Raw genomic sequence first — 24,904 nt, forward strand, 5'->3', positions numbered from 1 at the left:
CCGTTTTTTTCCCAACAAAGACTGTTTTACCAAAGGCTTCAGGGCCAGCAGCGCATCAGTGACGGCGGCGAGGCGCGGCGAAAAATTATTGGCTTACGCATGGCGATAGCGCGGGCGAGGCGTCAAGATATCGCCGCGGCGTACTGCAGCGGCCCTTTCAGCGCAGCCAGTCGCGGCGTCAAGACTGCTCTACCGCCCGCGCGGCGGCGCTGTTGTCCAGCGGTTGATCGCCGCCGGTGAGCCGCCAGAGGTCGGCCAGATTTAAATAAGTCTCCAAGCGATTTTGCGCCAGATCCCGCTCCGCCTGCCGTTCCTGCGCCTGGGCTTCGAGCCAGATTTGCAACGCTATCTCCCCCTCGCGGTAGCGGATACCGTTCAAACGTGCGGCTAACCGCGCCTGCGCCAGCGACGCGTTCAATTGCTCCCGCTGCAATTGCAGCTCTAAACGTCGGTTCAATGCGTTATCTACCGCCGCCAGCGCCTTATACAGCGTCTGCTGGAAATCAAGCACGCTCTGTTGGTAATCGTTATAGGCGATGTCCCGGCTTACGCCTAACTGGCGCCACTGCACAAACGGCAGGGTGAGCTGAGCTACGGCGCTGGTAATGGGATTGTGCAAAAATTGCACCAGCGCGTCGCTGCTACCGCCCAGGCTATCGGTCAGCGTCAATGTCGGATACAGCGCCAAGCGGGCCGTATCCGCCTTGGCCAACGTCGCACGCAGACGGTCTTCCGCCGCCCGCAAATCAGGCCGGCGCGCCAGTACTTCTGCCGGCAGGTCCGCACGTACCGGTGGGAGAGGCGCCGCGGGCAACGCCTCAGGCTCCACCGCGATACTGCCCGGCGGCAGGCCCAATAATACCGACTGGGCGTTGAGCAGTTCGCGGCGCTGCTGCTCGAGTGCGCGGAGCTGGCCAAGTTGACCCAGGCGCTGCTGGCGGGCTTGCGCCAGTTCGATGCGCGACACCGCGCCGGCCGTGTAGCGCGCGGCCACCAGCGCTTCGGTGCGCTCCGCATCCGCCAACTGCTGCCGACTGAGCGCCAGGCGCGCATTCATCTCGCCGGTGCGCCAGTAAAGGCCGCTGGCCTCGGCAATCAGCTCCAGCCGGGTCTGCGCCAGATCTTCAGCGCTGGCGCTGGCGCGCCAGTGCGCCTCATCCCGCTGGCTGGCCAATTTACCCCACAAATCGGCTTGATAGGTTACCGACGCTGTCGGGATACCCCGGTCGCGCCACGCCTCGCGCCCGGCACCGCCGGCGCCAGCAATGTCCAGCGACGCGGCAAGCTGGGGTTGCTGACTGCGTCGCGTCAGTTCCGTTTGCAAACGCGCCTGATACAGGCGCAGGCCGGCGCGCGCCAGATCGTGATTGTGCGTTAAGGCTTGCTCAATGAAGCGCGCTAACGCCGGGTCGTTAAACCCGTGCGGCCACGGCTGCGCCGTCGTCAGCGCGCTGCCCGCGGCCGGCAGCGAAACGGTCCAATGGCCAGGCGTGGCTACCGACTGGGGGTGCCAGGGCGTACGCAGCCCCGCCCCGCAGCCGCTCAGCAGCGCGATTAGCAGTAACCCCGACAGCCGCGCGCAGATCCTCCCTGACCGTCTATTCACTGCTGAGCGCCTCTACCGGATCCAAGCGCGCCGCATTACGCGCGGGCCAATAGCCGAAGACCATGCCGATCGCACAGGCGCACAGGAACGCGCCGAATACCGCCGGCCAGGACGTCACCATCGGAAACAGCTCTCCCGCCAGCGCGCTGAACAGCGCGCCGCCGGCCAGCGCCAACAGGACACCCAGCACCCCTCCGGTCATGCAGACCAGCACCGCCTCGATGAGAAATTGCTGCATAATGTCGCCGCGCCGAGCGCCCACCGCCATTCTTACGCCGATCTCATGGGTGCGCTCGGTGACCGATACCAGCATAATATTCATGACGCCCAGGCTGCCGATAAATAAAGCGATTATCGCCACCATCGCAATCAGCACGCTGAAGGTCATCGACGTTTTCATCACCGAACGGCGAATTTTATCGTCATTGATGAGCATAAAATCTTTGACGCCATGGCGCTGAAGCATAAGCCGCGCAATGGCGCGCTCTGCCGCCGCATTGTCAACGTTGGCGCCGATGCGCACCACGATACCGTTGACGTACTGCTGCCCCATGAGCCGATGCATTATCGTGGTATAGGGCAGCCAGATGTGGATGCGGTTAGAGGCATACCCCGTGACGTTGGTGTCGGCAGCGGCCACGCCGACCACCCGCACCGCCATGGTATTAAGCAGGATAATCTGGCCCAGCGGCGATTGGCCTGTGGCGGCAAACAGGGTACGTCTGGCGTTATCGTCAATGATGGCATCCGTCGTGGCCTGCGCCACCTGCTGTGCGGTAAACGACCGACCTTGGGCTAAAACGATGCCGCTTACGCGGAAATAGCTCTCCCCCACGCCGATGACGTCAACATTGGCGGACTTATCGCGATAGCGCAGAGGTGCGGAGCCGCGCAATTCCGGGGATACGCTGTCGACATAGCTCTGCCCGGCCAGCGCCGCGGCGTCTGCCGGCACCAGCGTACGGATGGCGCCGGCATTTTCATCAAAAAAATCCTTGCCGGGATACAGGCTTATCACGTTGGTGCCGAGAAAGTTGATGCGGCGCAGCGTTTGCTGGCGCGCGCCTTCCCCCAACCCCACGACGGTCACCACGGCGGCGATGCCGAACACGATGCCGGTCATGGTCAGCAGTGTGCGCATGCGATGGGCATTCATCGCCTTTAACGCCATATGCAGCGACTCGCGCACCCTATCGACCAGCTGCGCCCAGCGCCCGCGCTGCGCATGCGCCGCACCGGGGCGCCGCGGGGGCGCCTGCGGCGCTGGATCGGCGCAGGTATCCGCGACGATGCGACCGTCGCGGATCTCGATAATGCGGCGGGCATGTTTGGCCACCGCCATATCATGAGTGACGATAACCAGCGTATGTCCTTGCCGGTTAAGTTCCGTGAGGATCGCCAACACCTCCTTGCCGGAGACGGAATCCAGCGCCCCCGTCGGTTCGTCCGCGAGAATCATTTCGCCGCCGTTCATCAGCGCGCGGGCGATACTGACCCGCTGCTGCTGGCCGCCAGACAACTGCGCCGGACGATGATGTTGCTTATCCGCAAGGCCCAGACTTTCCAGCAATTCAGCCGCCCGCTGACGCCGTTCCTGGCGGGGTCGATTGGCGTATACCGCCGGGATTTCAACATTGCCCAGCGCACTGAGCTCCGGCATGAGATGGTAGCGCTGGAAGATAAAACCAATATGTTCACGGCGCAGCGCCGCCAGCGCATCGGGGCTGAGCCGGGCGGTATCACGCCCGCGGATCCGATACTCGCCGCTGCTGGGCCTGTCGAGGCAGCCCAAAATGTTCATCAAGGTTGATTTGCCCGACCCCGAGGCGCCGATAATCGCCACCATTTCCCCGGGCTCAATGCGCAGATTTACCTCCTTTAGCACGGTTATCATCCCGTCGCCCTGACGATAGCTGCGGCTGACCCCCTCAAGTGCAATCATTGGCGTCGTCATCACATCTCCGTGGCCGGCGGTTCATCCTGGGCCAATATGACCTGCTCGCCCGCCTGTAGGCCCGACAGCACTTGCGCATCGACAAAATTGTTTAAACCGATACTGACTTTGCGCTCGACCGCCTTGCCTTTCACCGCGACCCGCAGCGTATAGCTTCCCTTGCCGCCGGCCTGGGTTAGCGCCGCCGCGGGGATAAGCAGGGTATCTTTCACCTCGTGCAGGATAAGCGACACCTGGGCGGTCATATTGATGCGCAGCCGATGGTCGGGATTGGGGACATCAAACAGCGCGTTATAGTAGACGGCGGCATTGCTAGCGCTGTCGGTATGGCTGGTGTCATCCTCTTTATTGATACTCTCGGGCGCCTGCTCGATGGCGCGCAGGCGGGCGTAGTAGCGATGATCGGGCTCGGAGAAAATGGTGAAAAACAGCCGCTGATCCGGGGCGATTCGGGTGATATCGGCTTCGGAAATCTGCGTTTTGACCGTCATGGTATCCAGTTGGGCCAGTTTCACGATAATCGGCGCGCTTTGCGCCGCGTTTACCGTCTGCCCCGCGCGGGCAATCACCGCAACCACCGTCCCTGATACCGGCGCGGTCACGCGGGTATAGCTCAGGTTCACCTTTTCTTTATCCACTTTGATGTTGGCCTGCACGATTTGAGCATCCAGCTCGTCGATGCCGGCGCGAACCTCCGCCAGATCGGCTTCCGCTTCTTCATACGCCTTACGCGAGCTGGCATCCTCGCGCAACAGGCGCTGCTGGCGCTGATAAGTCAGCGTGGCTTTTTTCAGACTGGCGACCTTGGCCGCGCGCTGCGCCTCGAAGACCCGCAACGCCGCCTGGGCGATCCGGAGTTCATTGATCTGGTTGGAGTCGTCAATTTCCGCAATCAGCTGCCCCTTCTCCACCCGATCGCCATTGGCAACGTGCAGCGCGGTGATCTGACCGGACACCTGCGCGCCGACGCTGACGCTTTCCGAGGCTTCCAGTTTTCCCGTAGCCTGCACCAGCACCTGCAAATCGCCGCGGCGTACCGGCGCGGTAAGATAATCTGCGGGCGGCGTGCGCAGCATCAGCCACGCTGCCGCCGTCACCGCCAGCAGCACCGTGCCGGCAATCAGGAAACGTAGCGGCCAAGGGACCTTGCGCCATACCGGCATTAGCGCGTCCCCGCTGTCATGGTCGCGGCTAACCCGACGCGCCCCGCCCCGGTGAGCGGAATAGACGTTAATGTGCCATTGCGCGTCGCCGGCCAGACGGACATTTCCGACGGGGGGCTAACACGCTGCGATCGTAAAGCGATAAGCCCGGCCGCAGCGTTTAACGAAATTCGCCCCCAATGGAGACCGGGAAAATAACCTGTCATAACCGACCCGTAGTAAAAAGCCAAATATCCCCCGTAGCCCTCGCGCCGAAATCGGGCGCGCCGCGCACGATAGCGAAGGGCAAATACGGGCAATAAGCTGAAGGGTAAAACTAACGATACGGCATTTTGCCATAATTGGCTCACGGCAGATTAAACGTAGGTTGAACAAAGGGTGCGATGCTAAATTGCCCCGTTAATTGAATAAAGACAAAAGGGAGATGCGGGAAGACTATTTTTGTGAAGTCCAATAGTATGTTGTAACTAATGTCATTTCCGTAGATCACGCCGATGCCATGATCATCACTCTGGCACGGGTTGGCCGAATGACGCGGCGTTTGCCGTCACCGCCTGCCTCTACGGCCGGCAAACACAGGGCTTTGATGGTAGGGTGATCTTTATCCCCGCCAGGCTTAACGTGTCCGAGGACGTTATTTTCTCACTCCCCCAGCGCTAATAGACAACGTATTACTTTATTCACCGGCGTGATTACTTCCCCCCGCCACCCTATTCCCTTAAAGTTAACGTTTGCGGGAGAGAAAAAATAGCCTCACCCTACTGCTTTCTCATTGTTGTCTACCTATTATCGGTAATGTCGTTTGACAAAACGCCGGGTAACTCTTTTAATCAAACAGCTTTGGTCTTCCCCGCTCTTTTTCTTCGTAAAAAGAGCTACCTGAACAAATAATAATAGACAGGAGTGTCCCTTGGAATATTTATTACCTTTATCACTTGCCGCCATCGTTTTTAATTACCGCGCGGCGCTGCTGCTGCTGGCGCTGGCGTTGGCAACGGGCGTTTGGCAGGGCTATGTCGGGATACCGGCACTGTCTTTCCTGGGGCTGGCGGGGCTGATTGCCCTGCTTCGCTTCCGTTATCAGTCGCATAAAGGTGTCGCCATCGTCTGTGAGGTACTGCTGGTTATCGGCGGCGTGATGCTGTTTAAGCATTGGGCACCGGGGTTTAGTTTGCCGAAAATTCTCGATGCGGTGCAGGCCGGGCCACACAGCCAGCCTTTTACTCTTTATTACGGCCTGGATAAAGCGCTTATCCCGTTCTTGTTGCTGGGTTGCCTACCGTCGCTTTTCGCCACCTCGGCACAGCCCAACGTCGCTCCGTGGCGATGGGTGCTGTTGCTGCTCTGTGTGCCCGGTCTGCTGTTATTAGCGATGGCGCTGGGCGGTCTGGCGCCGGAGCTGCATGCGCCGGTGTGGCTGGGTAATTTTATGCTGGCGAATCTGTTTTTTGTCTCGCTGGCGGAAGAGGCCCTATTTCGCGGCTATATCCAGCGCCGGCTGGGACAGCTCACCGGTGGCCTGCCCGCCCTATTCATCACCGCGCTGTTGTTTGGATTAGCCCATTTGCAGTCCGGCCTGTTAATGGTGATTTTCGCTGCCCTGGCAGGCCTGGTATACGGTCTGGCCTGGAAATGGAGCGGCAGATTGTGGGTGGCGGTGGCGGTACATTTTGCCCTGAATATGCTTCATCTGCTGTTTTTCACCTACCCTGCCTGGCGGCGCTGATCGACCGTTGAGCACTGGCTGCATGCCCTGCTCGCCCGCTCCATGAACGGCGCGCTATCGCCCCGGGCGTCAGCAGCGCCGCGACCCTAGCCTGGGCATTAACCCATAACCTCGGCGTAAGCGCATAAGCCGAGGCGTACGGACGCGCAGGCTAGCAACACCCTGCGCGATTGCCGCCACCGCGTCAGTGAGGATTGCCCGCGTTCGGCGTCGCGGCGGCCACCGCCGCCTGTTTACGCGCATAGCGTTGGGCCAGTACCGCGCATACCATCAATTGCACCTGATGAAAAATCATCAGCGGCAGTACCAATGTTCCCACCATGGCGGCGGGAAACAGCACATTGGCCATAGGTATGCCGTTGGCCAGACTTTTCTTCGAGCCGCAAAAGACGATAGTGATCTCATCCGGCGTGTCAAAGCCTAACCAGCGGGCGGCATAGGTATTGGCGATAAGCACCAACGCCAGCAGCACCAGCGAAAACGCCAGAATAGCCACGAGTGTCCAGCCGGTAATCTGCTGCCAGATGCCCTCGACCACCGCCGCGCTAAAGGCAACGTACACCACCAGTAAAATGGATGACCGGTCAGTCATATTCACCAGTTTTTTATGGCGCGCCACCCAGCCGCCAATGAGAGGCCGTGCGAGATGGCCGATGACAAACGGCACCATCAACTGCAAAATAATCGCACCGATGGCGTGCAGGGTATCATGCCCCCCCGCCGCCGCGCCCTCTTGGGTTTGCATCAGCAGTCCCACCAGCACCGGCGACAAAAAAACGCCGAGAATACTGGAGGCCGACGCGCTGCAAATCGCGGCGGCAACATTCCCTCCCGCAACCGAAGTGAAGGCAATCGCCGACTGCACCGTAGCCGGCAGCGCGCACAAATAGAGAAACCCCATATACACGTTGCTGGACAGCAGGCTCGGCACAAAGACTTTCATCGCCAGACCCAGCAGCGGGAACACCGCAAAGGTGCTGAGAAACACCACCACATGCAGTTTCCAGTGGCTTATGCCGCCCAGGATGGCTTCCCGTGACAATTTGGCGCCGTGCATAAAAAACAACAGCGCAATAGCGGCGGTGGTCAGATTTTCAAAGATCACGCGAGCGATACCGCGACAGGGAAAAAATGACGCCAGCGCCACCACGCAAATCAGCACCACCAAAAATTTATCAATACGCAAACGTTGCAACCAAGACATAGCGACGGCCTTTCCCTCAATTAACATGACAATGCAAATCGATAATTCCTCACCTCGCCCGCGTGCGGGTCAGCCGTTCTTGACCGGCAACGTTTTGCGTTGTTCGGCGCTCTCGACACCAAGCTCAAGCAACTCCATTACCCGAATCGCCTCCTCGGCCGGCACGGGGTTGGGCGCCGCGCCGCGAACCGCCGCGAGGATCCCCTGATAATAGGCGGGATAATTCCCCGGCAGCGTGGGGTGCGATGTCACCCGGCCGCCGCTGTCCTCGATAAGCGTGAGTACGCCATCCTGCTTATCGGTGCCCCAGCCGGGGCCACCGGGCCGCTCGCCCGCCTTCAAACTGTCTTCCTGGCTATCGAGACCGTATTTGATGTAGCTGCCGCGTGTGCCGTGCACAACAAAGCGCGGCGTCGGCGCCGCGGCCAGCAAGGTACCGTGCAGAACAACCCGGCGCTGCGGATAAATCAACACCGCGTGAAAATAGTCGGTAGTGCGTGCGCCGGGACGTAGCTGCGCCAGATCGGCGTTGACCGCAACCGGCATGCCGAACAGCGTCAGCATCTGATCGATCAGGTGCGCGCCCAGATCAAACCAGATGCCGCTACCGGCGCCGGGGCGTTCGCGCCAGCGATCTCTCACCTCCAGGCGGAAACGATCATAATGTGACGCCAGATAACCGATCTCCCCCAGCGTACCGGCCTTGACCAACTGCTGTAGCGTGAGGAAATCGCTGTCCCAGCGGCGATTATGGAACACCGACAATAGCCGTCCGCGCGCTTGCGCGAGCTGGTTTAATTCGTGCGCCTGGGATAACGTCACGGTAAACGGCTTATCCACCACCACATGCTTCCCGGCCAGCAACGCCTCGCGTGCCAGCGGGAAATGGGTGTCGTTAGGCGTGGGAATGACAATCGCATCGACATCGTCACGATGGATAAGCTGCTGCGGATCATCGACAACCGTGATCTCTGGCCAGTCGGCGTGCACTTTGCCGGCATCGCTGGAGGACACCGCCGCCAGGGTTAGGCCCGGCGTCGCGTTGATCAAGGGGGCGTGGAAAGTTTTAGTGGCGAAACCATAGCCAATGATTCCGATACGAAGCGTGTCAGCCATAGGTTGTCCTCGATTGACGTTGACGCCGTCGGCGGCGATGCCCCCGGCGGCGTTAAGTTTACCGGACAAACAATATCAATAAATTAGCCGCTCACGATAGCCTTTTCGTTACGGGAAGACCAATTGACCGTCTGCGGCAGATCTTTCACCGGATAGTTGATTTCACTGCTCTTGCGGCGAAAGTCGCTCGGGCTGACGCCCACCCGCTTGCGAAACACGCGGGAGAAATACAGCTGATCGTCATAGCCCACCACCCGGCCGATGGTGGCAATGGACTCCTGCGTCGTTTGCAGCAGCAGCTTGGCGCGGATCACGCGCTGATCCTCACGCCAGCGCAGAATATTGATACCCACCTGCTGACGGAACAGATGCGCCAGCCGCGACGGCGACAGGCAGACATGGCGGGCTACCTCATCGATGCGCAGCTCGCCCGACAAATGCGCCGTGATAAACTGGCACGCCTCAATGATGCGCGGATCCATGATTTTGTTCGGACTTTGCGGATCTTCTTCCATTGCCCGCAGCAGCAGCCGCTCCAGCAGATTCATGCCCAGCTCTTCGGCGAACCGCCGTCCGGAGCGCTGGGTTTGCTCGATATTGGCGAGCAGGCGATCAAATTCCGTCACCAGCGCCTCGCTGCCCAACCGCAGCCGGCCGATATCGTGCATTTTGCTGTGCCATTCCAACCAGTCTGCCCAATAAGCCCGCGGCCGGAAATAGACCCAGCGGTGATACCAACAATCCGCGTCGGGCGAGCGGCCGTAATAGTGGGCGGACTTCGGCGGGAATAACAGCAAATCGCCGGGAGTACATATAAAAGCCTGATCCCCCTCGAATATCCGCCCCTGGCCTTTGACGGTCAGATTGAGAATATAGCCTTTCATGCCCTCGGGTCGGTCAATATAAAAGTCCAGCGGGCCGTTGGCGATAATCGGCGTCAGACCGGCGACCAGATAGGCGTTGAAAGCATAGCCCGGCAGCAGAGGGTTCGACTGCGTTTCATGATTGATACGATGATACATCTTTCCTCCCGACGCGCGAAACCGTCCGCTACAGCGTGCGTTTGGCTTTTTGTTTATAGCGGTCGAAAATCACCGCCGCCAACAAAATAACCCCGCGCACCACATATTGCGAAAACGGCGAGATATTCAGCAAATTCATGGCGTTTTCCACCGTGCCGAGGATCAGCACCCCGGCCACGACGTAGGAGATTTTGCCGATGCCCCCCTTAAGGGAAACGCCCCCCAGCACGCACGCTGAGATGACGATAAGCTCATATCCGAGGGACGTCATCGGCTGGCCGCTGGTCATCCTTGACGCCAGAATGATCCCCGCCACCGCCGACACCAGCCCCGACAGCACAAAAATAATGATCTTGGTGCGCACCACCGGCACGCCCGCCAGCCGGGCGGCCTCCTCATTACCGCCGATAGAGAGCGTATTGCGGCCGAAGGTGGTTTTGTTCAGCAAAAAGCCGAACACAATCATGCACAACACCGTTATCCAAATAGGCGCCGGCAGCCCCAGCCAGTTGGCATAGCCCAACACAAAAAAACGCTCGTCCTCAATACCGACCGCTTTACCGTCGGAAATGATGTAAGCCAGACCGCGCACGATCTGCATTGTCGCAAGCGTGGTAATCAGCGCATTGATTTTCAACCAGGCGATAACGATGCCGTTCACCAGACCGGAAATCACGCCCAGCAGCAGCCCGGCGGCTACGCCGATCCAAAGGCTTTCGGTGACATTGATAACCACCGCGGCGGTCACCCCGGAGCAGGCAATAACCGATGCTACCGACAGGTCGAAATCACCGGAGGCCAGACAAAACAGCATACCGCAGGCGACAATGCCGGACATTGAAATGGCCAGACCTAGCCCTTTCATGTTGATAAAACTGGCGAAATTGGGCACGAAAAGCGCGCAGGCGACAAACAACGCCGCGAAGACCACCAGCATGCCGTAATTGTCCCAGATGCGGCTGATGCTCCGGGATTTAGGGGCTTTTGCAGGGGTAGAGGTAACGGTAGACATGGTAGACTCCTTCCCGGTCAGAGCAGCGCATCGGCGGCGCGGGTGTCAGGGGTGGTTAACATGGCCAGACTCAGCGCTTTTTGCTCGGTGGCCTCCTCATGGCGTAATTCGCCGGAGATGGCCCCTTCGCGCATCACGACGATACGATCGGCAATCCCAAGCACCTCCGGCAGATCGCTTGAGGCAAACAGCACGGCGATGCCGCGCCGCGCCAGGGCATAAATCACCGCGTAAATTTCATGTTTAGCGCCCACATCAATGCCGCGGGTCGGCTCGTCGAGCATGATGACTTTCATGTCCTCAGACAGCCAGCGGCCGAGAATCGCCTTTTGCTGATTCCCCCCGGAGAGATTCATAATCAGTTGCGTGGCGGCCGGCGTCTTGATATTGAGCGCCGCGATATGGTGACGGGCGTTTTCCGTCTCCCATGGCGCATTAATCAGACACCCGGCGCGCAGAAATTTGCGCCGGGCGCTGATATTGATATTGTCCTGTACGGAATGAACGGGAATGATGCCGTCGGCTTTGCGATCCTCGGGGCAAAGCATCAGCCCGTGGCGGATGGCGTCGGCTGGGCTGTCAAAGGCGAGCGGCTGGCCGTCGAGCAGCAACTGCCCGCCAAGCAGGCGCGTACCGCCGAATACCCCCTTCATCAATTCGCTGCGACCGGCCCCCACCAGGCCGAACAGACCGACGATTTCGCCGGCGCGAACGCTGAGCGACACCGGCGATTTCACCCCTTGCGCCCGCACGGCGTTGAGCGCAAGGCGCACCTCGCCATGGGGCCTAGGCTGATAGCCGTAAATATCCCCCAGACTGCGGCCCACCATCGCCTGCACCAGTTGGTCGTGGGATACCGCGGCGGTATCGGTAAACGTCTGCACATAGCGGCCATCTTTAAACACGGTAATGGCATCGCTCAGGGCAAATATCTCCTCCATGCGGTGCGACACATACAAAATCACCCGCCCTTCGGCGCGCAGTTCACGGATGACGCGAAACAGCTGTTCTATCTCCCGCGCCGATAGCGAGCTGGTCGGTTCATCGAAGGCGATAATTTTCGCGTTGCGCGCCAGCGCCTTGGCGATTTCCACCATTTGCCACTGGCCGATGGACAGGTATTTCAGCGGCGTATCCGGCGCGATATCGAGCCCCAAATGCGCCAGTTGCAGTTGGGCTTCATAATGCAGTATTCGGCGGCGCACCAGGCCCCCCCGCGCGGGCAATTGGCCTAAATAAATGTTTTCCGCCACCGTCATCTCGGGCACTAAATGCAGCTCCTGATAGATAATGGCGACGCCGGCGTTCAGCGCATCCTGGGTGGTGGCAAACCGCACCGGCTGGCCTTTAATCACTATTTCGCCCTGCGACGGCGTATAGCTGCCGCTGAGGATTTTCAGAAGCGTCGACTTGCCGGCGCCATTTTCGCCCATCAGGGCATGGATCTGGCCGGGATAACAATCAAAACTGATGGCGTCCAACGCCTTGACGCCGGGAAACACTTTGCCAATGCCGCGAAACGACAGGTAAGGCGGTGTCGTGGTCATGAATACATCCTCGAATAGCCGCGCCTGTTACCCCGGCGGCCGGAGCCGCGGCGAGGGAATGACGTCATCATGAGACGGGCCGCCACGCGGCGGCCCGTCAACCGACAGGACCGATCACAGTCCTTTTTTGTCCAGCTCCTGCTTGAAATTGTCGCGGGTGATGAGTACCACATCGGTCACTTCGGTGAATTTAGGCGGCTCCACGCCTTTGGTCACCCACTGATCCAGCATTTGAATGCTCTTATAGCCATGTACGTCCGGGCTCGGCAGCAGCGAACCGTAGAAACCGGTAGCGTTGGCTTTGGACAACTCGCTTACCGCGTCAACGCCGTTGATGCCGATGCCAATGACATTTTCTGCCTTGAAGCCCTGCCCTTCAGACGCACGCACGCCGCCCAGCACCGTATTGTCGTTCATACCGATAATCAGCCAGTTCTTCACCGCCGGATGCTGGACCAATAGCGAGTTGGCCGCGTCAAAGGCGCCCGGAATGTCGTTAGATTTGGTGGGGACCTGATAGATCTGCTTTTCCGGGAAACCCGCGGCCTTCAGCGCGTCCATAGAGCCCGTGGTCCGACGGCGGGCGGTGTCCAGTTCATTGGCGGTGATGGCCATTACGCCGGTGTCCTGCACCTTCCAGCCGCGTTTGTTCATCTCTTTCCACAGCTCTTGCCCCTGACGTTCGCCGATTTTAGTGGCGGCCATCATGACCAGCGGCACGCTATCCATCGGCTTGCCTTTGGCGGTGACGAACTGATCGTCCACGGCAATGACCTTCAGATCATAGCTGCGCGCCTTGGCAACGATCGCCGAACCGAGTTTGGGATCCGGCGTGCATATCACGAACCCTTTCGCACCGCTGGCGGCCAGGCTGTCGATGGCGTTGAGGGTTTTCTCGCCGTCCGGCACGGCGATCTTTATCACCTCGAAACCCAAATCCTTGCCGGCTTTGTCGGCGAAGCGCCATTCGGTCTGGAACCAGGGTTCCTCGGGCTGTTTCACTAAAAAACCGAGTTTTAAATTGTCAGCCATAGCCGAATGAGACATAACCGCGGCCAGTCCGATAGCCGCTAACGCCTGAGTGAATTTATGCATGTGATTCTCCGATTTTAGTTATCATCGTGCTCCGTTGCCGGCGAGCGTGTAAACGTTCTCATAGAATCTTCGGGTTATCTCCACCGGGCAATAATGCACATTGATACCGCATAATGCCGCCCGCCAGGGGACAGACCGGGGTAGTTTTAGCCTGTAAATGTCAGCCAGAGGTAGAGCGTTATCACATTTCCCAAGAACAGCAGATAACTCCATAAATTCAGCCAATTTAACCTGCTATTAACCTTTGAAGTCGCTCACAAAATGACCATAAGCGGCAGATTTGTGCATACATCCAGCTAACCCCTCCTCACCGCCCGCGCCGAGAATCCTTATGGTTATCCTCATCGTTAGCGCAACGGGCAAGGGAGAATGAAATGAAGAATGCGGCCATCAGTCTGGGACTGGATTTCGGCAGTGACTCGGTTCGCGCCTTGGCGGTATCCTGCGACACCGGTCAGGAGCTGGCGACCGATGTGGTTTGGTACCCACGCTGGCGCGCCGGCCAGTTCACCCGCCCCGCCATCAATCAGTTTCGTCACCATCCGGCGGATTACCTGGAATCCATGGAACAGGCCCTAAAGGCCGTCATCGAACGGCTTTCCCCCGCACAGCGCCAGCAGATCGTCGGTATCGGTGTTGATACGACCGGGTCGACGCCGGCGCCGGTGGATGACGAAGGCCGCGTGCTGGCGCTACGCCCCGACTTCGCCGACAACCCCAATGCCATGTTCGTCCTGTGGAAAGACCATACCGCCATCGATGAAGCCGAGGCCATTACCCGTTTGTGCCACCAGCCCGGCCAGGAGGACTACACCCGCTATATCGGCGGCGTGTACTCCTCGGAGTGGTTCTGGGCCAAAATCCTGCACATCACCCGCCAGGACGAGGCCGTGCGCCGCCATGCGGCTTCCTGGGTCGAACTGTGCGACTGGATCCCGGCGGTATTATCGGGCACCACCCAACCGGCGGCGCTGCGCCGAGGCCGCTGCGCCGCCGGCCATAAATCCCTTTGGCATCCCGACTGGGGCGGCCTGCCCCCCGCCGGGTTTTTCAACGCATTGGACCCGCTATTGACGCGGCACCTGACCTGGCCGCTGTTCAGCGAGACCCAAACCGCGGAACAACCGGTGGGCCGGCTGTGCAGCGACTGGGCGACCAGGCTCGGCCTGTCGCAAGAGATTGCCATCGCCGGCGGCGCCTTCGACTGCCATATCGGCGCGGTGGGCGCGGGCGCACAGCCTTACACGCTGGTGAAAGTCATTGGCACCTCCACCTGCGACATTCTTATCGCCGACGCTGACCGCGTCGGTCAACGCTCCATCGCCGGGATCTGCGGCCAGGTCGACGGCAGCGTCGTACCGGGCTTTATTGGGCTGGAGGCGGGCCAGTCGGCGTTTGGCGATATCTATGCCTGGTTCGCCCGCCTGGTGGACTGGCCGCTACAGCAGGCCGTTGAAGCTGATCCTTCACTCGCCGCCACGATTGCGCCGGTACGGGAGGCCCTGTTGTCCAGGCTGGCGGAAAGCTGGGCGCAGGATCCGCAGCTGGATCATCTGCCCGTCGTGCTCGACTGGTTCAACGGCCGACGCACCCCTTACGCCAACCAGCGTTTGCAAGGGGTGGTGACCGGTCTGACGCTGGCCACCGACGCGCCCGCGCTGTTTGGCGGCCTTATAGCCGCGACCGCCTTTGGCGCCCGCGCCATTATGGAATGCTTCGAGCAGCAGGACATTCCGGTGGAAAACCTGCTGGTCATGGGCGGCATCGCCCGCAAATCCCCGGTGATCATGCAGGTGTGCGCCGACGTCATGAACCGGCCGCTGCAACAGGTGGCCTCGGATCAGTGCTGCGCCCTCGGCGCCGCCATTTTCGGCGCCGTGGCGGCGGGCGCGTATGCGGATATCGCCAGCGCCCAGCGGGTCATGGCCAGCCCGATTGAACGCACGCTGCAGCCCGATATTGAGCGGGCACAGCGTTTCGAGGCGCTGTATCAGCGCTATCGCCGGTGGGCGACGCAGGCGGAGCCGCTGTTCGCCGCGCCGGCGGACGATGCCGGCTGAACGGCCGCGCGCAGGACCGACGTGTTGCCCCGTTCCTTATACGATGGAAACTTTCAGGAGTCATGATGGAAATCTGCCAAAATTATGAAGTATGGTTCGTCATCGGCAGCCAGCATCTTTACGGCGAAGAGACCCTGCGCCAGGTGCAGCGCCACGCCGAAACGGTGGTTGCCGGCTTGAATGATGATGCCGGCCTGCCGCTGAAATTGGTGCTCAAGCCGCTGGTGGCGTCGCCGGATCACATTCTCGCGCTCTGCCGTGACGCCAATTATCAGCCCCGCTGCCTGGGCCTGATAACCTGGCTGCATACGTTTTCTCCGGCCAAAATGTGGATAGGCGGACTGAGTATCTTGCATAAGCCTTTACTGCAATTTCACACCCAATTTAACGATGAGGTTCCCTGGCAGACCATGGATATGGACTTCATGAACCTCAACCAAACCGCGCACGGCGGGCGGGAATTCGGCTTTATCGGCGCGCGCATGCAACTGGCGCATCAGGTGGTGGTCGGCCACTGGCGCGATCCCCGCACCTACGCGGAGATCGGCGACTGGATGCGCGCGGCGCTTGGCCGCCGGGAAAGTCAGCAGTTGGTCGTTGCCCGTTTCGGCGACAACATGCGCGAGGTGGCGGTGACCGAGGGCAACAAGGTCAGCGCGCAAATCCAATTCGGCTACTCGGTTACCGCCTACGGGCTGGGCGATCTGGTGTCGGTGGTGGACGCGGTCAGCGCCGGCGATGTGGATGCGCTTATCGACGAATACGAATCGCGTTATATCCTGACCCCGGCGGTGCAGACCGGAGGCGACCGGCGCGATAATTTGCTGGATGCGGCACGTATTGAGCTTGGACTGAAGCGATTTTTGCAGCAGGCCGGCTGTCACGCCTTTACCACCAATTTTGAAAATCTTTACGGATTAAAGCAGTTGCCGGGACTGGCGGTACAGCGGCTTATGGAGCAGGGCTATGGCTTCGGCGGCGAGGGCGACTGGAAGACCGCCGCCCTGCTGCGCATTTGCAAAGTCATGGCGGCGGGACTGCCGGGAGGCACCTCGTTTATGGAGGATTATACTTATCATTTTGAGCCCGGTAACGACCTGGTGGTGGGCTCGCACATGCTGGAAGTCTGCCCGAGCATCGCCCTTGAAGAAAAACCGCTGCTTGATGCGCAGTACCTCGGCATCGGCGGCAAAGCCGATCCGGCGCGGCTGCTGTTTTCGACACCCGCCGGACCGGCGGTAGTGGCTTCCGTTATCGATTTGGGCTCCCGCTTTCGCCTGCTGGTCAATGTGGTCGACACCATCGAACAACCGCAGCCGCTGCCCAAACTGCCGGTGGCGCGCGCCATCTGGCGTGCCCAGCCGTCGCTGGCGGTCGCGGCGCAAGCCTGGATCACCGCGGGCGGTGCTCATCATACCGTGTTTAGCCAGGCGCTCACGCTCGCGCCGCTGCGTCTGTATGCGGAAATGAATAATATTGAATTAATGGTGATTGATAATGAAACGCGGCTAGCCGATTTTAAACAGGCGCTACGCTGGAATGAACTTTATTATAAACTCGCGGCAAGTTAATGCGCTGAATAACAATATCTATTAATCGACGGTGCGCGCCGCAGCGTTATCCATTGCGCTTGCGGCGCCTTTATTTTGGTTCAGTCGCGCCCGCGCCAGGCTTTCCGCCGTTGCGCGACCTTATTTTGGCCGAATCGATGTCAACGCGGGTATTTTTCCGCGTTTTTGCGTTTTTTGACAGGAATTTCTGGACAGGCCGGCCGCACGGAATATACTACGATGCTTATATTCTCTTCCCTGAAAGCGCAACATGACTGCCCACGATTATTTGCTGAAGTTTCGTAAGGTAAACACATCTGAAAGTCTGGAAAAACTGTTTGATCATTTAAATTATTCCCTGACCGATGATGCTGAAATTATCAACATGTATCGTGCAGCGGATCATCGCCGCGCTGAATTAGCCGCCGGCGGACGTTTGTTTGATCTCGGACAGGTACCGAAAGCGGTTTGGCGGTATGTGGTGTGACGATGCCTGTCGCTGAACTCGCGCCGCGTCCAATTGGCGGCTGGCTATGGGCGGTTGTCGCCTGGCTTGGAATGACGCTATTGAGCGCCACTGCGATGCTGCTGGTGTATCTCTGGTTTTTGCTGCAGCACGCCGGCGCCTTGACGCCGGCCGCCCTCGCCAGTCTGCTCACCTCCGGGGCAATGTGGCTTTTCACCTTCTGGCTGCTGCGGCTTCTATTTCGCCGCTCGCGGCGCTTCCCCCGCCTGCTTATCCTGTGGCTGTTGGTCGGGGTATTGCTCGGCATCAAAACCTTCGCCTTTGCCCCGGTCAGTGATAATCTGGCGCTGCGGGTGCTGTTTCCGCCCGTTCTGGCCGCGGCGGTGCTGGTGCCCTATATCAAGCGCTCGCAACGCGTGCGTCAGACGTTTATCCTGCCCTGAGCCGGGCCGGATTCGCGCCGATAGGGCTGTATGGTGTGCCGTCGCTGGTCGCACCGATCAAACCCGCCCCCGGCGCGCGGTGAAAGAGGCGCTGGTAGCCGCTCAGCGGAACAGCCCTCTTCTTCTTTTTCGCGCGCGTGAAGTGGGTTGTCGAACGCCCGTCAATCCCGGATAATGCCCGCTGTTTCTTATTTAGGTATGGCAATGAATGGTTACCTGATGCTGTTCGTCGGCACCGTGCTGGTGAACAACTTTGTGCTGGTCAAATTCCTCGGGCTGTGCCCCTTTATGGGAGTTTCCAAAAAAGTGGAGACCGCCCTGGGCATGGGTATGGCGACGACGTTCGTCATGACGCTGGCGTCGATTTGCGCCTGGCTTATCAATGATTTTATCCTGCTGCCGCTAAATATTCCCTATCTGCGGACGCTGGCGTTCATTTTTATTATCGCGGTGGTGGTGCAGTTTACCGAACTGGTGGTGCGTAAAACCAGTCCGGCCCTTTACCGGCTGCTCGGCATCTTCCTGCCGCTTATCACCACCAACTGCGCCGTCCTGGGCGTTGCGCTTCTCAACGTCAATGAAAACCACAATTTCCTGCAATCCGCCCTCTACGGTTTTAGCGCCGCCGCCGGTTTCTCGCTGGTGATGGTCCTGTTCGCCGCGATCCGTGAACGGCTGGCGGTGGCGGATGTCCCGGCGCCGTTCAAAGGCTCCTCTATCGCCCTGATTACCGCCGGGCTGATGTCCCTGGCCTTTATGGGCTTTACCGGACTGGTGAAGGTCTGATGTTGACGTTCTGGCTGGCCGTCGCCGCACTCAGCGTTCTGGCATTGGTGGCCGGCGCGCTGCTGGGCTTTGCCGCCCGTCGTTTTCATGTCGACGCCGATCCGGTGGCCGAGCGCATTGATGCCCTGTTGCCGCAAAGCCAATGCGCCCAATGCGGCTATCCCGGCTGTCGTCCCTATGCCGAAGCGGTGGCCGGCGGCGCCCCGATTAATAAATGTGTGCCGGGCGGCGAGGCGGTGATGCTGAAAATCGCCGCGCAGCTTAGCGTCGATCCCCAGCCAATGGCAGAAGATGGCCCCGCGCGGCCCGAATCGCGGGTAGCCTGGATAGACGAAGGCAACTGTATCGGCTGCACCAAATGTATTCAGGCCTGCCCGGTGGATGCGATTGTCGGCGCCACCCGCGCCGTGCATACCGTGGTGAGCGACTTATGCACGGGCTGCGATCTTTGCGTCGCGCCCTGTCCCACCAACTGCATCGAAATGCGGCCGCTTGCCGTCACGCCCGAAAGTTGGAAATGGGATTTGCGCACCATCCCTATTACGGTCATTCAGCAGGAGCAACATGTTTAATTTATTGTCCGCCCTGCGCAAACAGCGGCTCTGGGATTTCCCGGGCGGCATCCATCCCCCCGAGATGAAAAGCCAGTCCAGCGGCGTGGCGCTCAAATCGCTGCCGCTGCCCGACAAGCTGATTATCCCCCTGAAACAGCATTTGGGCCCGGAGGGAGAGTTGCGGGTGACGGTCGGCGATCACGTCCTGCGGGGTCAGCCTTTGACCGCCGGTAGCGGCCGAACCTTGCCGGTACACGCCCCTACCTCCGGCACCATCGCGGCGATTACGGCGCACCGCACCGCGCATCCGTCGGGGTTAGCGGAGTTAAGCGTTATTTTATTGCCCGACGGCGACGACCGCTGGGTAACGCGTCAGCCCCTGACGGATTTCCGTCAATGTCCGCCGGCGCAGCTGCTCGAACGTATCCACCAGAGCGGCATCGCGGGTCTGGGCGGCGCGGGCTTTCCCACCGCGGCCAAACTCAGCGGCGGCATGTCAGGGGTTGAGACCCTTATTATCAACGGCGCCGAATGCGAGCCCTATATCACCGCCGACGATCGGCTGATGCAGGAACATGCCGGTGACATTGTCACCGGTATGGCTGTCTTGCGCCATCTGCTGCAACCGCAGCGCCTGCTGCTGGGCGTCGAGGACAACAAACCCGACGCAATTACCGCCCTCAAAGCCGCGCTTCGCGGCAGCCCGGTCGGGGAACTACGGGTCATCCCCACCAAATACCCTTCCGGTGGCGCCAAACAATTAACCAAAATTCTGACCGGCAAAGAGGTGCCCGTTGGGCAACATTCCGCCGCTATCGGCGTGGCAATGTTGAATGTGGGTACCGTCTATGCCATCAAGCGGGCGATCATAGATGGCGAAGCACTGACCGAGCGCGTGGTGACCCTGACCGGCGAAGCGCTGGCGCGGCCGGGCAATGTCTGGGCACGCCTGGGTACGCCGGTAAGCCACCTGCTCACCCACGCCGGCTTTTCGCCCGCCGCACAACCGATCGTTATTATGGGTGGGCCGTTAATGGGCTTCACCTTACCGGCGCTGGACGTGCCGGTGGTCAAAATCAGTAACTGCCTGCTGGCACCGTCCGAGCGTGAACTGGCGCCAACCGAGCCGGAACAAAGCTGTATCCGCTGCAGCCGGTGCGCGGATGCCTGTCCAGCCAGCCTGCTGCCGCAGCAACTCTATTGGTTCAGCCGCGGACAAGAGCACGATAAGGCTCGCCAGCACCACTTGTTTGATTGTATTGAATGCGGCGCCTGTGCCTATGTCTGCCCCAGCAATATTCCGCTGGTACAGTATTACCGTCAGCAGAAAGCCGAAATCCGCGCGCTGGACGATGACGCGCGGCGCGCGGCGCAGGCCAAAGCACGCTATGAAGCGAAGCTGGCACGGCGCGAGCGCGAGAAGCAGCAACGGCTCGTCCGTCATCAGCAGGCGGCGGTGAAACTCGACGCCGCCACCGCCGCGCTGAACGGCACGCAGCCCGTCAACGCCGTCACGGCGGACGGATCGCCGCAAGATGCCGTTGCCGCCGCCATCGCCCGGGTAAAAGCCCGGCGGCAGGCGGTACCAAACGGCCAGAGCCTCCCCACGCCCTCCGCAGCGCCGGCTGACCCGGCCGCCGAGCGGGAGGTGAGTAGCGCCGATCCGCGTAAGGAGGCCGTTGCCGCCGCTATCGCCCGGGTAAAAGCCCGGCGGCAGGCGGTACCAGACGGCCAGAGCCACCCCACGCCATCCGCACCGCCGGCTGACCCGGCCGCCGCGCGGGAGGTGAGTAGCGCCGATCCGCGTAAGGAGGCCGTCGCCGCCGCTATCGCCCGGGTAAAAGCCCGGCGGCAGGCGGCACCAGACGGCCAGAGCCACCCTACGCCCTCCGCAGCGCCGGCTGATCCGGCCGCCGCGCGGGAGGGAAGTAGCGCCGATCCGCGTAAGGAGGCCGTCGCCGCCGCTATCGCCCGAGTTAAAGCCCGGCGGCTAGAGGCGCAATCCGGCGCCGCGCGGCGGCCGCAGGACAACGCCCCACGCCGCCCTGCCGGAGAGATCAGCTCAAGTGACAACGTCACCCATATCGACACGGCAACGACACCCGCCAACGGGTCAACCCGGTCGCCAACGCGCGATAACCGCGAGGCGACGCAAACCGTTTCCCCGGCGGCGGGCGCTGCCCCCACTCATCATGCCGCCTCGCCTGAGGTGATGAATGCCGATCCGCGCAAAGAGGCCGTTGCCGCCGCCATCGCCCGGGTCAAAGCCCGGCGGCAAGCGGCCCAGGAAACCGCGGCGCTAGCGCGGCGCGAAACCACCCGGCCGTCAACCGACGACGACTGCGCCAAAAGTGACACCGTCATGAAACCGATGATTGCCGCTGCCCCCCCTGCGGGCGAAAGCCACACGGCCGGCGCGGCGTCACATCCTCCGCTCGCCGCCGGCGCGGCCATCCCCGCCCGACAGAAAGCGGAGCATAATGTTGCCGCCGCGACCACAGTTTCGTCTGAAGAGGACTAGATGGCGTTTAGAATTGCAAGCTCCCCCTTTACCCATAACCGGCAAACCACCCGGCAAATCATGATTCAGGTCATGCTTGCCTGCCTGCCGGGGCTGGCGGCTTTGGCGTACTTTTTCGGCAGCGGCGTGGTTATTCAACTGGCGTTAGCCTGCGCCACCGCGCTGATTGCCGAGGGCGTGGTGCTTAAACTGCGCCGTCAGCCGCTGGCGGACCGTCTGAGCGATGGATCCGCCCTGCTTACCGCCCTTTTGCTGGCGCTGAGTTTGCCGCCGCTGGGCCCGTGGTGGATGATAGTCCTGGCGACGGCGTTCGCGATTATTATCGCCAAACAGCTCTACGGCGGGCTCGGCCATAACCCGTTCAACCCGGCCATGGTGGGCTATGTGGTGCTCTTGATCTCCTTCCCGGTGCAGATGACCAGTTGGTCGCCGCAGCAAAGCCTGCTGCTGCATCCGGCCTCCCTGACCGACAGCATGGCGCTTATCTTTACCGGCGCCACGCCGGACGGTCTGACGCTCGCCCAACTGCGCGCCACCGTCGATGGCGTCACCCAGGCGACCCCGCTCGACGGGTTCAAAACCGGCCTGCGTACCGGCGCGCTCACCGCGCTAAACGCCCGCTGGGACTGGCAGGCGAGCGCCGGATGGACCTGGGCCAATATTGGCTTTTTACTGGGTGGGCTATATCTGATCTGGCGGCGGGTAATTAGCTGGCATATTCCGCTTAGCGTCCTTGCCGCCATGCTGATTTGCGCCGGCCTCGGCCATTGGCTGGCGCCAGCGGTCAGCGCGCCGCCTTTACTGCACCTGTTTTCCGGCGCTACGATGCTGGGTGCGTTTTTTATTGCCACCGACCCGGTCACCGCGGCGACCACCGTCAAAGGGCGGCTTCTCTTTGGCGCGTTAACGGGTCTGTTGGTATGGCTTATCCGTACCTGGGGAGGTTACCCTGATGGCGTGGCCTTCGCCGTACTGCTGGCCAATATCTGCGTGCCGCTGATAGATCACTACACTCAGCCGCGCGCATATGGCCATCGCTAAGGAAGGTAGGATGTTAGAGACAATGAGGAAGCACGGCACGACCCTTGCCGTATTCGCCGCCCTTGCCACCGGGCTGACGGCGCTGGTCAACAGCCTGACCACCAGCACCATTGAACGGCAGGCGGCCAGACAGCAGATGCAATTGCTTGATCAGGTGTTGCCGCCGAATCTCTATAATAACCAGCTGCTGGACGAGTGTTATCTGGTGACCGACCCGGCGCTCGGTAGCAGCGCCCCGCACCGGCTTTATTTGGCGCGCATGGATGGCACGCCGGTCGCGGCGGCGGTGGAGTCCACCGCGCCGGACGGCTATTCCGGCGCCATTGAGTTGCTGATTGGCGCGGATTTCGCTGGCAATGTCTTGGGCGCCCGGGTGACGCGCCATCATGAGACGCCGGGGCTGGGCGACAAAATCGAGCTGCGCATCTCGGATTGGATCACCCACTTTAGCGGCAAAACCGTGCGCTCGGATAACGACAAAAGTTGGGCGGTAAAGAAAGACGGTGGTATGTTCGATCAGTTCACCGGCGCCACCATTACTCCGCGAGCAGTGGTGAATGGCGTAAAACGCACCGCCGGCTTTTTGAAAAAGAACCTTAACGCGCTGGAGCAGATGCCCCATTGTGGAGAAACGCCGCATGAATGAAGCGAAACGGATCATCATCGAAGGCCTGTGGCGCAATAACTCGTCGCTGGTGCAGTTATTGGGGCTGTGTCCGCTGCTGGCGGTATCGAACACCGCCACCAACGCGCTCGGATTGGGGCTTGCCACCACGCTGGTGCTGGTTTGCACCAATACCGCGGTATCGGCCCTGCGCCGCTGGATCCCCGGCGAAATCCGCATTCCTATCTATGTGATGATTATCGCCTCGGTGGTCTCAACGGTACAGATGCTTATTAACGCCTACGCGTTTGGCCTTTATCAATCTCTCGGCATTTTCATTCCCCTCATCGTCACCAATTGCATCGTCATCGGCCGGGCGGAAGCCTATGCCTCGCAGCGGCCGCCGTCGCTGGCGGCGCTGGACGGTTTCGCCATCGGATTGGGCTCGACCTGCGCGCTGCTTCTGCTCGGCGCCCTGCGTGAGCTGCTCGGTAACGGCACGCTGTTCGATGGTGCCGATCAACTGCTGGGCGGTTGGGCGCGCGTGCTGCGCATCGAGGTGTTTCACACCGACACGCCGTTTTTGCTGGCGATGCTGCCGCCCGGCGCGTTTATCGGCCTGGGGTTTATGCTGGCGGGAAAATACCTTATCGATCAACGCATAAAAGCCAGGCAACCGAAGCCGATCCGACCGGTAGTGCTGCAACAGGGACAACCGTTAGCCGATGAATAAAACCAAGCGTTATGACATGCTTTGCCGCCTGCAGGCCAATAATCCTCACCCCACCACGGAGTTGGAGTACCGTTCGCCTTTCGAGCTGTTAATCGCGGTACTGCTCTCGGCACAGGCCACCGATGTCAGCGTCAATAAGGCCACCCGCCTGTTATTTCCGGTGGCCAATACGCCGCAGGCCATGCTGGCGCTGGGGGTGGAGGGCGTCAAAAGCTATATCAAATCGATAGGACTCTTCAACAGCAAGGCGGAAAATATCATTAAAACTTGTCGACTGCTGCTAGAGCGGCACCAGGGCGTGGTACCCGAGGACCGCGCCGCGCTGGAGGCGCTGCCGGGGGTCGGGCGCAAAACCGCCAATGTCGTGCTGAATACCGCTTTCGGCTGGCCGACGATCGCCGTGGATACCCATATTTTCCGCGTCGCCAACCGTACCCGTTTTGCGGTTGGCAAAGACGTGGCAGCGGTGGAGCAAAAGCTGTTGGCCGTCGTGCCGAAAGCGTTTCAGGTCGATTGCCACCATTGGTTTATTCTCCACGGCCGCTATACTTGCATCGCCCGCAAGCCGCGCTGCGGCTCCTGCCTGATTGAAGATCTGTGTGAGTACGATCAAAAACATTATCCGCAATAACCCGTCCTCGGCGGCCTGCCCCTTCAGGACGTCGCGCCATCTGCGGCCTGGCCGTTCAAGGCGTCGCGCC

Annotated in this window: 21 protein-coding genes; 12 read left to right on the plus strand and 9 right to left on the minus strand. The window is 60.5% G+C overall.

Annotated features, from left to right (window positions below; all coding sequences use genetic code 11):
- Positions 1 to 178: 178 nt before the first annotated feature.
- Genes SANT_RS10195 through SANT_RS10205 form a run of 3 tightly spaced genes read right to left on the minus strand, consistent with a single transcriptional unit; the run spans position 179 to position 4,723 of the window.
- A complete protein-coding gene (locus tag SANT_RS10195; protein WP_051440153.1) occupies positions 179 to 1,606 on the minus strand; it encodes a TolC family protein in 1,428 nt (475 codons plus the stop codon).
- The gene (locus tag SANT_RS10200; RefSeq protein WP_025422196.1) at positions 1,599 to 3,560 is read right to left on the minus strand and encodes a MacB family efflux pump subunit; all 1,962 of its coding nucleotides are present in this window, start codon (positions 3,558 to 3,560) and stop codon (positions 1,599 to 1,601) included. Before SANT_RS10200 ends, SANT_RS10195 begins: the two co-directional genes overlap by 8 nt.
- A complete protein-coding gene (locus SANT_RS10205) occupies positions 3,560 to 4,723 on the minus strand; it encodes an efflux RND transporter periplasmic adaptor subunit (RefSeq protein WP_025422197.1) in 1,164 nt (387 codons plus the stop codon). The genes SANT_RS10200 and SANT_RS10205 overlap by 1 nt, the downstream gene beginning before the upstream one ends.
- 910 nt (positions 4,724 to 5,633) lie before the next feature.
- Between SANT_RS10205 and SANT_RS10210 the strand changes: the two genes are divergently transcribed.
- Positions 5,634 to 6,449 (plus strand): CPBP family intramembrane glutamic endopeptidase, encoded by an 816-nt coding sequence (locus tag SANT_RS10210; RefSeq protein ID WP_025422198.1) that lies wholly within the window; start codon positions 5,634 to 5,636, stop codon positions 6,447 to 6,449.
- 184 nt (positions 6,450 to 6,633) lie between these two features.
- On the opposite strand, the gene SANT_RS10215 is transcribed toward SANT_RS10210, so the two are convergent.
- The 6 genes from SANT_RS10215 to SANT_RS10240 all read right to left on the minus strand — a co-directional run bounded on the left by SANT_RS10215 (position 6,634) and on the right by SANT_RS10240 (position 13,445).
- Positions 6,634 to 7,653, minus strand: coding sequence for a bile acid:sodium symporter family protein (locus SANT_RS10215; protein WP_025422199.1), 1,020 nt, complete (start codon positions 7,651 to 7,653; stop codon positions 6,634 to 6,636).
- Between the two features lie 69 nt (positions 7,654 to 7,722).
- Complete coding sequence (locus tag SANT_RS10220; protein WP_025422200.1) at positions 7,723 to 8,769, minus strand: oxidoreductase; 1,047 nt, start codon at positions 8,767 to 8,769, stop codon at positions 7,723 to 7,725.
- 83 nt (positions 8,770 to 8,852) lie between these two features.
- Complete coding sequence (araC, locus tag SANT_RS10225) at positions 8,853 to 9,791, minus strand: arabinose operon transcriptional regulator AraC (RefSeq protein ID WP_025422201.1); 939 nt, start codon at positions 9,789 to 9,791, stop codon at positions 8,853 to 8,855.
- Between the two features lie 28 nt (positions 9,792 to 9,819).
- On the minus strand, positions 9,820 to 10,803 hold the full coding sequence (gene araH, locus SANT_RS10230; RefSeq protein WP_025422202.1) for an L-arabinose ABC transporter permease AraH: 984 nt from the start codon (positions 10,801 to 10,803) through the stop codon (positions 9,820 to 9,822).
- A gap of 17 nt (positions 10,804 to 10,820) precedes the next feature.
- Positions 10,821 to 12,350, minus strand: coding sequence for an L-arabinose ABC transporter ATP-binding protein AraG (gene araG, locus SANT_RS10235; protein WP_025422203.1), 1,530 nt, complete (start codon positions 12,348 to 12,350; stop codon positions 10,821 to 10,823).
- A gap of 114 nt (positions 12,351 to 12,464) precedes the next feature.
- Positions 12,465 to 13,445 carry an arabinose ABC transporter substrate-binding protein gene (locus SANT_RS10240; RefSeq protein ID WP_025422204.1) on the minus strand — a complete coding sequence of 327 codons (981 nt, stop codon included), beginning with the start codon at positions 13,443 to 13,445 and terminating at the stop codon, positions 12,465 to 12,467.
- A gap of 374 nt (positions 13,446 to 13,819) precedes the next feature.
- On the opposite strand from SANT_RS10240, the gene SANT_RS10245 reads away from it, so the two are divergent.
- The 11 genes from SANT_RS10245 to nth all read left to right on the plus strand — a co-directional run bounded on the left by SANT_RS10245 (position 13,820) and on the right by nth (position 24,834).
- On the plus strand, positions 13,820 to 15,505 hold the full coding sequence (locus tag SANT_RS10245; RefSeq protein ID WP_025422205.1) for a ribulokinase: 1,686 nt from the start codon (positions 13,820 to 13,822) through the stop codon (positions 15,503 to 15,505).
- A 65-nt stretch (positions 15,506 to 15,570) separates the two neighbouring features.
- Entirely contained in the window at positions 15,571 to 17,076 is a 1,506-nt protein-coding gene (araA, locus tag SANT_RS10250) for an L-arabinose isomerase (protein WP_025422206.1), read from the plus strand.
- A 250-nt stretch (positions 17,077 to 17,326) separates the two neighbouring features.
- On the plus strand, positions 17,327 to 17,542 hold the full coding sequence (ydgT, locus tag SANT_RS10255; RefSeq protein ID WP_011411276.1) for a transcription modulator YdgT: 216 nt from the start codon (positions 17,327 to 17,329) through the stop codon (positions 17,540 to 17,542).
- Positions 17,543 to 17,544: 2 nt separating this feature from the next.
- The gene (locus SANT_RS10260) at positions 17,545 to 17,964 is read left to right on the plus strand and encodes a DUF2569 family protein (RefSeq protein WP_025422207.1); all 420 of its coding nucleotides are present in this window, start codon (positions 17,545 to 17,547) and stop codon (positions 17,962 to 17,964) included.
- A gap of 204 nt (positions 17,965 to 18,168) precedes the next feature.
- Positions 18,169 to 18,750, plus strand: a complete 582-nt coding sequence (gene rsxA / locus SANT_RS10265; RefSeq protein WP_025422208.1) for an electron transport complex subunit RsxA — start codon at positions 18,169 to 18,171, stop codon at positions 18,748 to 18,750.
- Entirely contained in the window at positions 18,750 to 19,322 is a 573-nt protein-coding gene (gene rsxB / locus SANT_RS10270) for an electron transport complex subunit RsxB (protein WP_025422209.1), read from the plus strand. The genes rsxA and rsxB overlap by 1 nt, the downstream gene beginning before the upstream one ends.
- Positions 19,315 to 21,825, plus strand: coding sequence for an electron transport complex subunit RsxC (gene rsxC, locus SANT_RS10275; protein ID WP_025422210.1), 2,511 nt, complete (start codon positions 19,315 to 19,317; stop codon positions 21,823 to 21,825). Before rsxB ends, rsxC begins: the two co-directional genes overlap by 8 nt.
- The gene (gene rsxD, locus SANT_RS10280; RefSeq protein ID WP_025422211.1) at positions 21,826 to 22,866 is read left to right on the plus strand and encodes an electron transport complex subunit RsxD; all 1,041 of its coding nucleotides are present in this window, start codon (positions 21,826 to 21,828) and stop codon (positions 22,864 to 22,866) included.
- Between the two features lie 10 nt (positions 22,867 to 22,876).
- A complete protein-coding gene (gene rsxG / locus SANT_RS10285) occupies positions 22,877 to 23,512 on the plus strand; it encodes an electron transport complex subunit RsxG (RefSeq protein WP_025422212.1) in 636 nt (211 codons plus the stop codon).
- Positions 23,505 to 24,203 carry an electron transport complex subunit E gene (locus SANT_RS10290; RefSeq protein WP_025422213.1) on the plus strand — a complete coding sequence of 233 codons (699 nt, stop codon included), beginning with the start codon at positions 23,505 to 23,507 and terminating at the stop codon, positions 24,201 to 24,203. The genes rsxG and SANT_RS10290 overlap by 8 nt, the downstream gene beginning before the upstream one ends.
- On the plus strand, positions 24,196 to 24,834 hold the full coding sequence (nth, locus tag SANT_RS10295) for an endonuclease III (protein WP_025422214.1): 639 nt from the start codon (positions 24,196 to 24,198) through the stop codon (positions 24,832 to 24,834). Before SANT_RS10290 ends, nth begins: the two co-directional genes overlap by 8 nt.
- Positions 24,835 to 24,904 lie beyond the last annotated feature (70 nt).

Origin of the sequence: Sodalis praecaptivus, from assembly GCF_000517425.1 — a bacterium.
Lineage (GTDB): Bacteria > Pseudomonadota > Gammaproteobacteria > Enterobacterales > Enterobacteriaceae > Sodalis_A > Sodalis_A praecaptivus.

Bases quoted from the DNA above. Each gene is read 5' to 3' on its own strand.
- SANT_RS10200 (WP_025422196.1), bottom strand. From the start codon at position 3,560: ATGACGACGCCAATGATTGCACTTGAGGGGGTCAGCCGCAGCTATCGT.
- SANT_RS10205 (WP_025422197.1), bottom strand. From the start codon at position 4,723: ATGCCGGTATGGCGCAAGGTCCCTTGGCCGCTACGTTTCCTGATTGCC.
- SANT_RS10215 (WP_025422199.1), bottom strand. From the start codon at position 7,653: ATGTCTTGGTTGCAACGTTTGCGTATTGATAAATTTTTGGTGGTGCTG.
- SANT_RS10220 (WP_025422200.1), bottom strand. From the start codon at position 8,769: ATGGCTGACACGCTTCGTATCGGAATCATTGGCTATGGTTTCGCCACT.
- araC (WP_025422201.1), bottom strand. From the start codon at position 9,791: ATGTATCATCGTATCAATCATGAAACGCAGTCGAACCCTCTGCTGCCG.
- araH (WP_025422202.1), bottom strand. From the start codon at position 10,803: ATGTCTACCGTTACCTCTACCCCTGCAAAAGCCCCTAAATCCCGGAGC.
- araG (WP_025422203.1), bottom strand. From the start codon at position 12,350: ATGACCACGACACCGCCTTACCTGTCGTTTCGCGGCATTGGCAAAGTG.
- SANT_RS10240 (WP_025422204.1), bottom strand. From the start codon at position 13,445: ATGCATAAATTCACTCAGGCGTTAGCGGCTATCGGACTGGCCGCGGTT.
- SANT_RS10245 (WP_025422205.1), top strand. From the start codon at position 13,820: ATGAAGAATGCGGCCATCAGTCTGGGACTGGATTTCGGCAGTGACTCG.
- araA (WP_025422206.1), top strand. From the start codon at position 15,571: ATGGAAATCTGCCAAAATTATGAAGTATGGTTCGTCATCGGCAGCCAG.
- ydgT (WP_011411276.1), top strand. From the start codon at position 17,327: ATGACTGCCCACGATTATTTGCTGAAGTTTCGTAAGGTAAACACATCT.
- SANT_RS10260 (WP_025422207.1), top strand. From the start codon at position 17,545: ATGCCTGTCGCTGAACTCGCGCCGCGTCCAATTGGCGGCTGGCTATGG.
- rsxA (WP_025422208.1), top strand. From the start codon at position 18,169: ATGAATGGTTACCTGATGCTGTTCGTCGGCACCGTGCTGGTGAACAAC.
- rsxB (WP_025422209.1), top strand. From the start codon at position 18,750: ATGTTGACGTTCTGGCTGGCCGTCGCCGCACTCAGCGTTCTGGCATTG.
- rsxC (WP_025422210.1), top strand. From the start codon at position 19,315: ATGTTTAATTTATTGTCCGCCCTGCGCAAACAGCGGCTCTGGGATTTC.
- rsxD (WP_025422211.1), top strand. From the start codon at position 21,826: ATGGCGTTTAGAATTGCAAGCTCCCCCTTTACCCATAACCGGCAAACC.
- rsxG (WP_025422212.1), top strand. From the start codon at position 22,877: ATGTTAGAGACAATGAGGAAGCACGGCACGACCCTTGCCGTATTCGCC.
- SANT_RS10290 (WP_025422213.1), top strand. From the start codon at position 23,505: ATGAATGAAGCGAAACGGATCATCATCGAAGGCCTGTGGCGCAATAAC.
- nth (WP_025422214.1), top strand. From the start codon at position 24,196: ATGAATAAAACCAAGCGTTATGACATGCTTTGCCGCCTGCAGGCCAAT.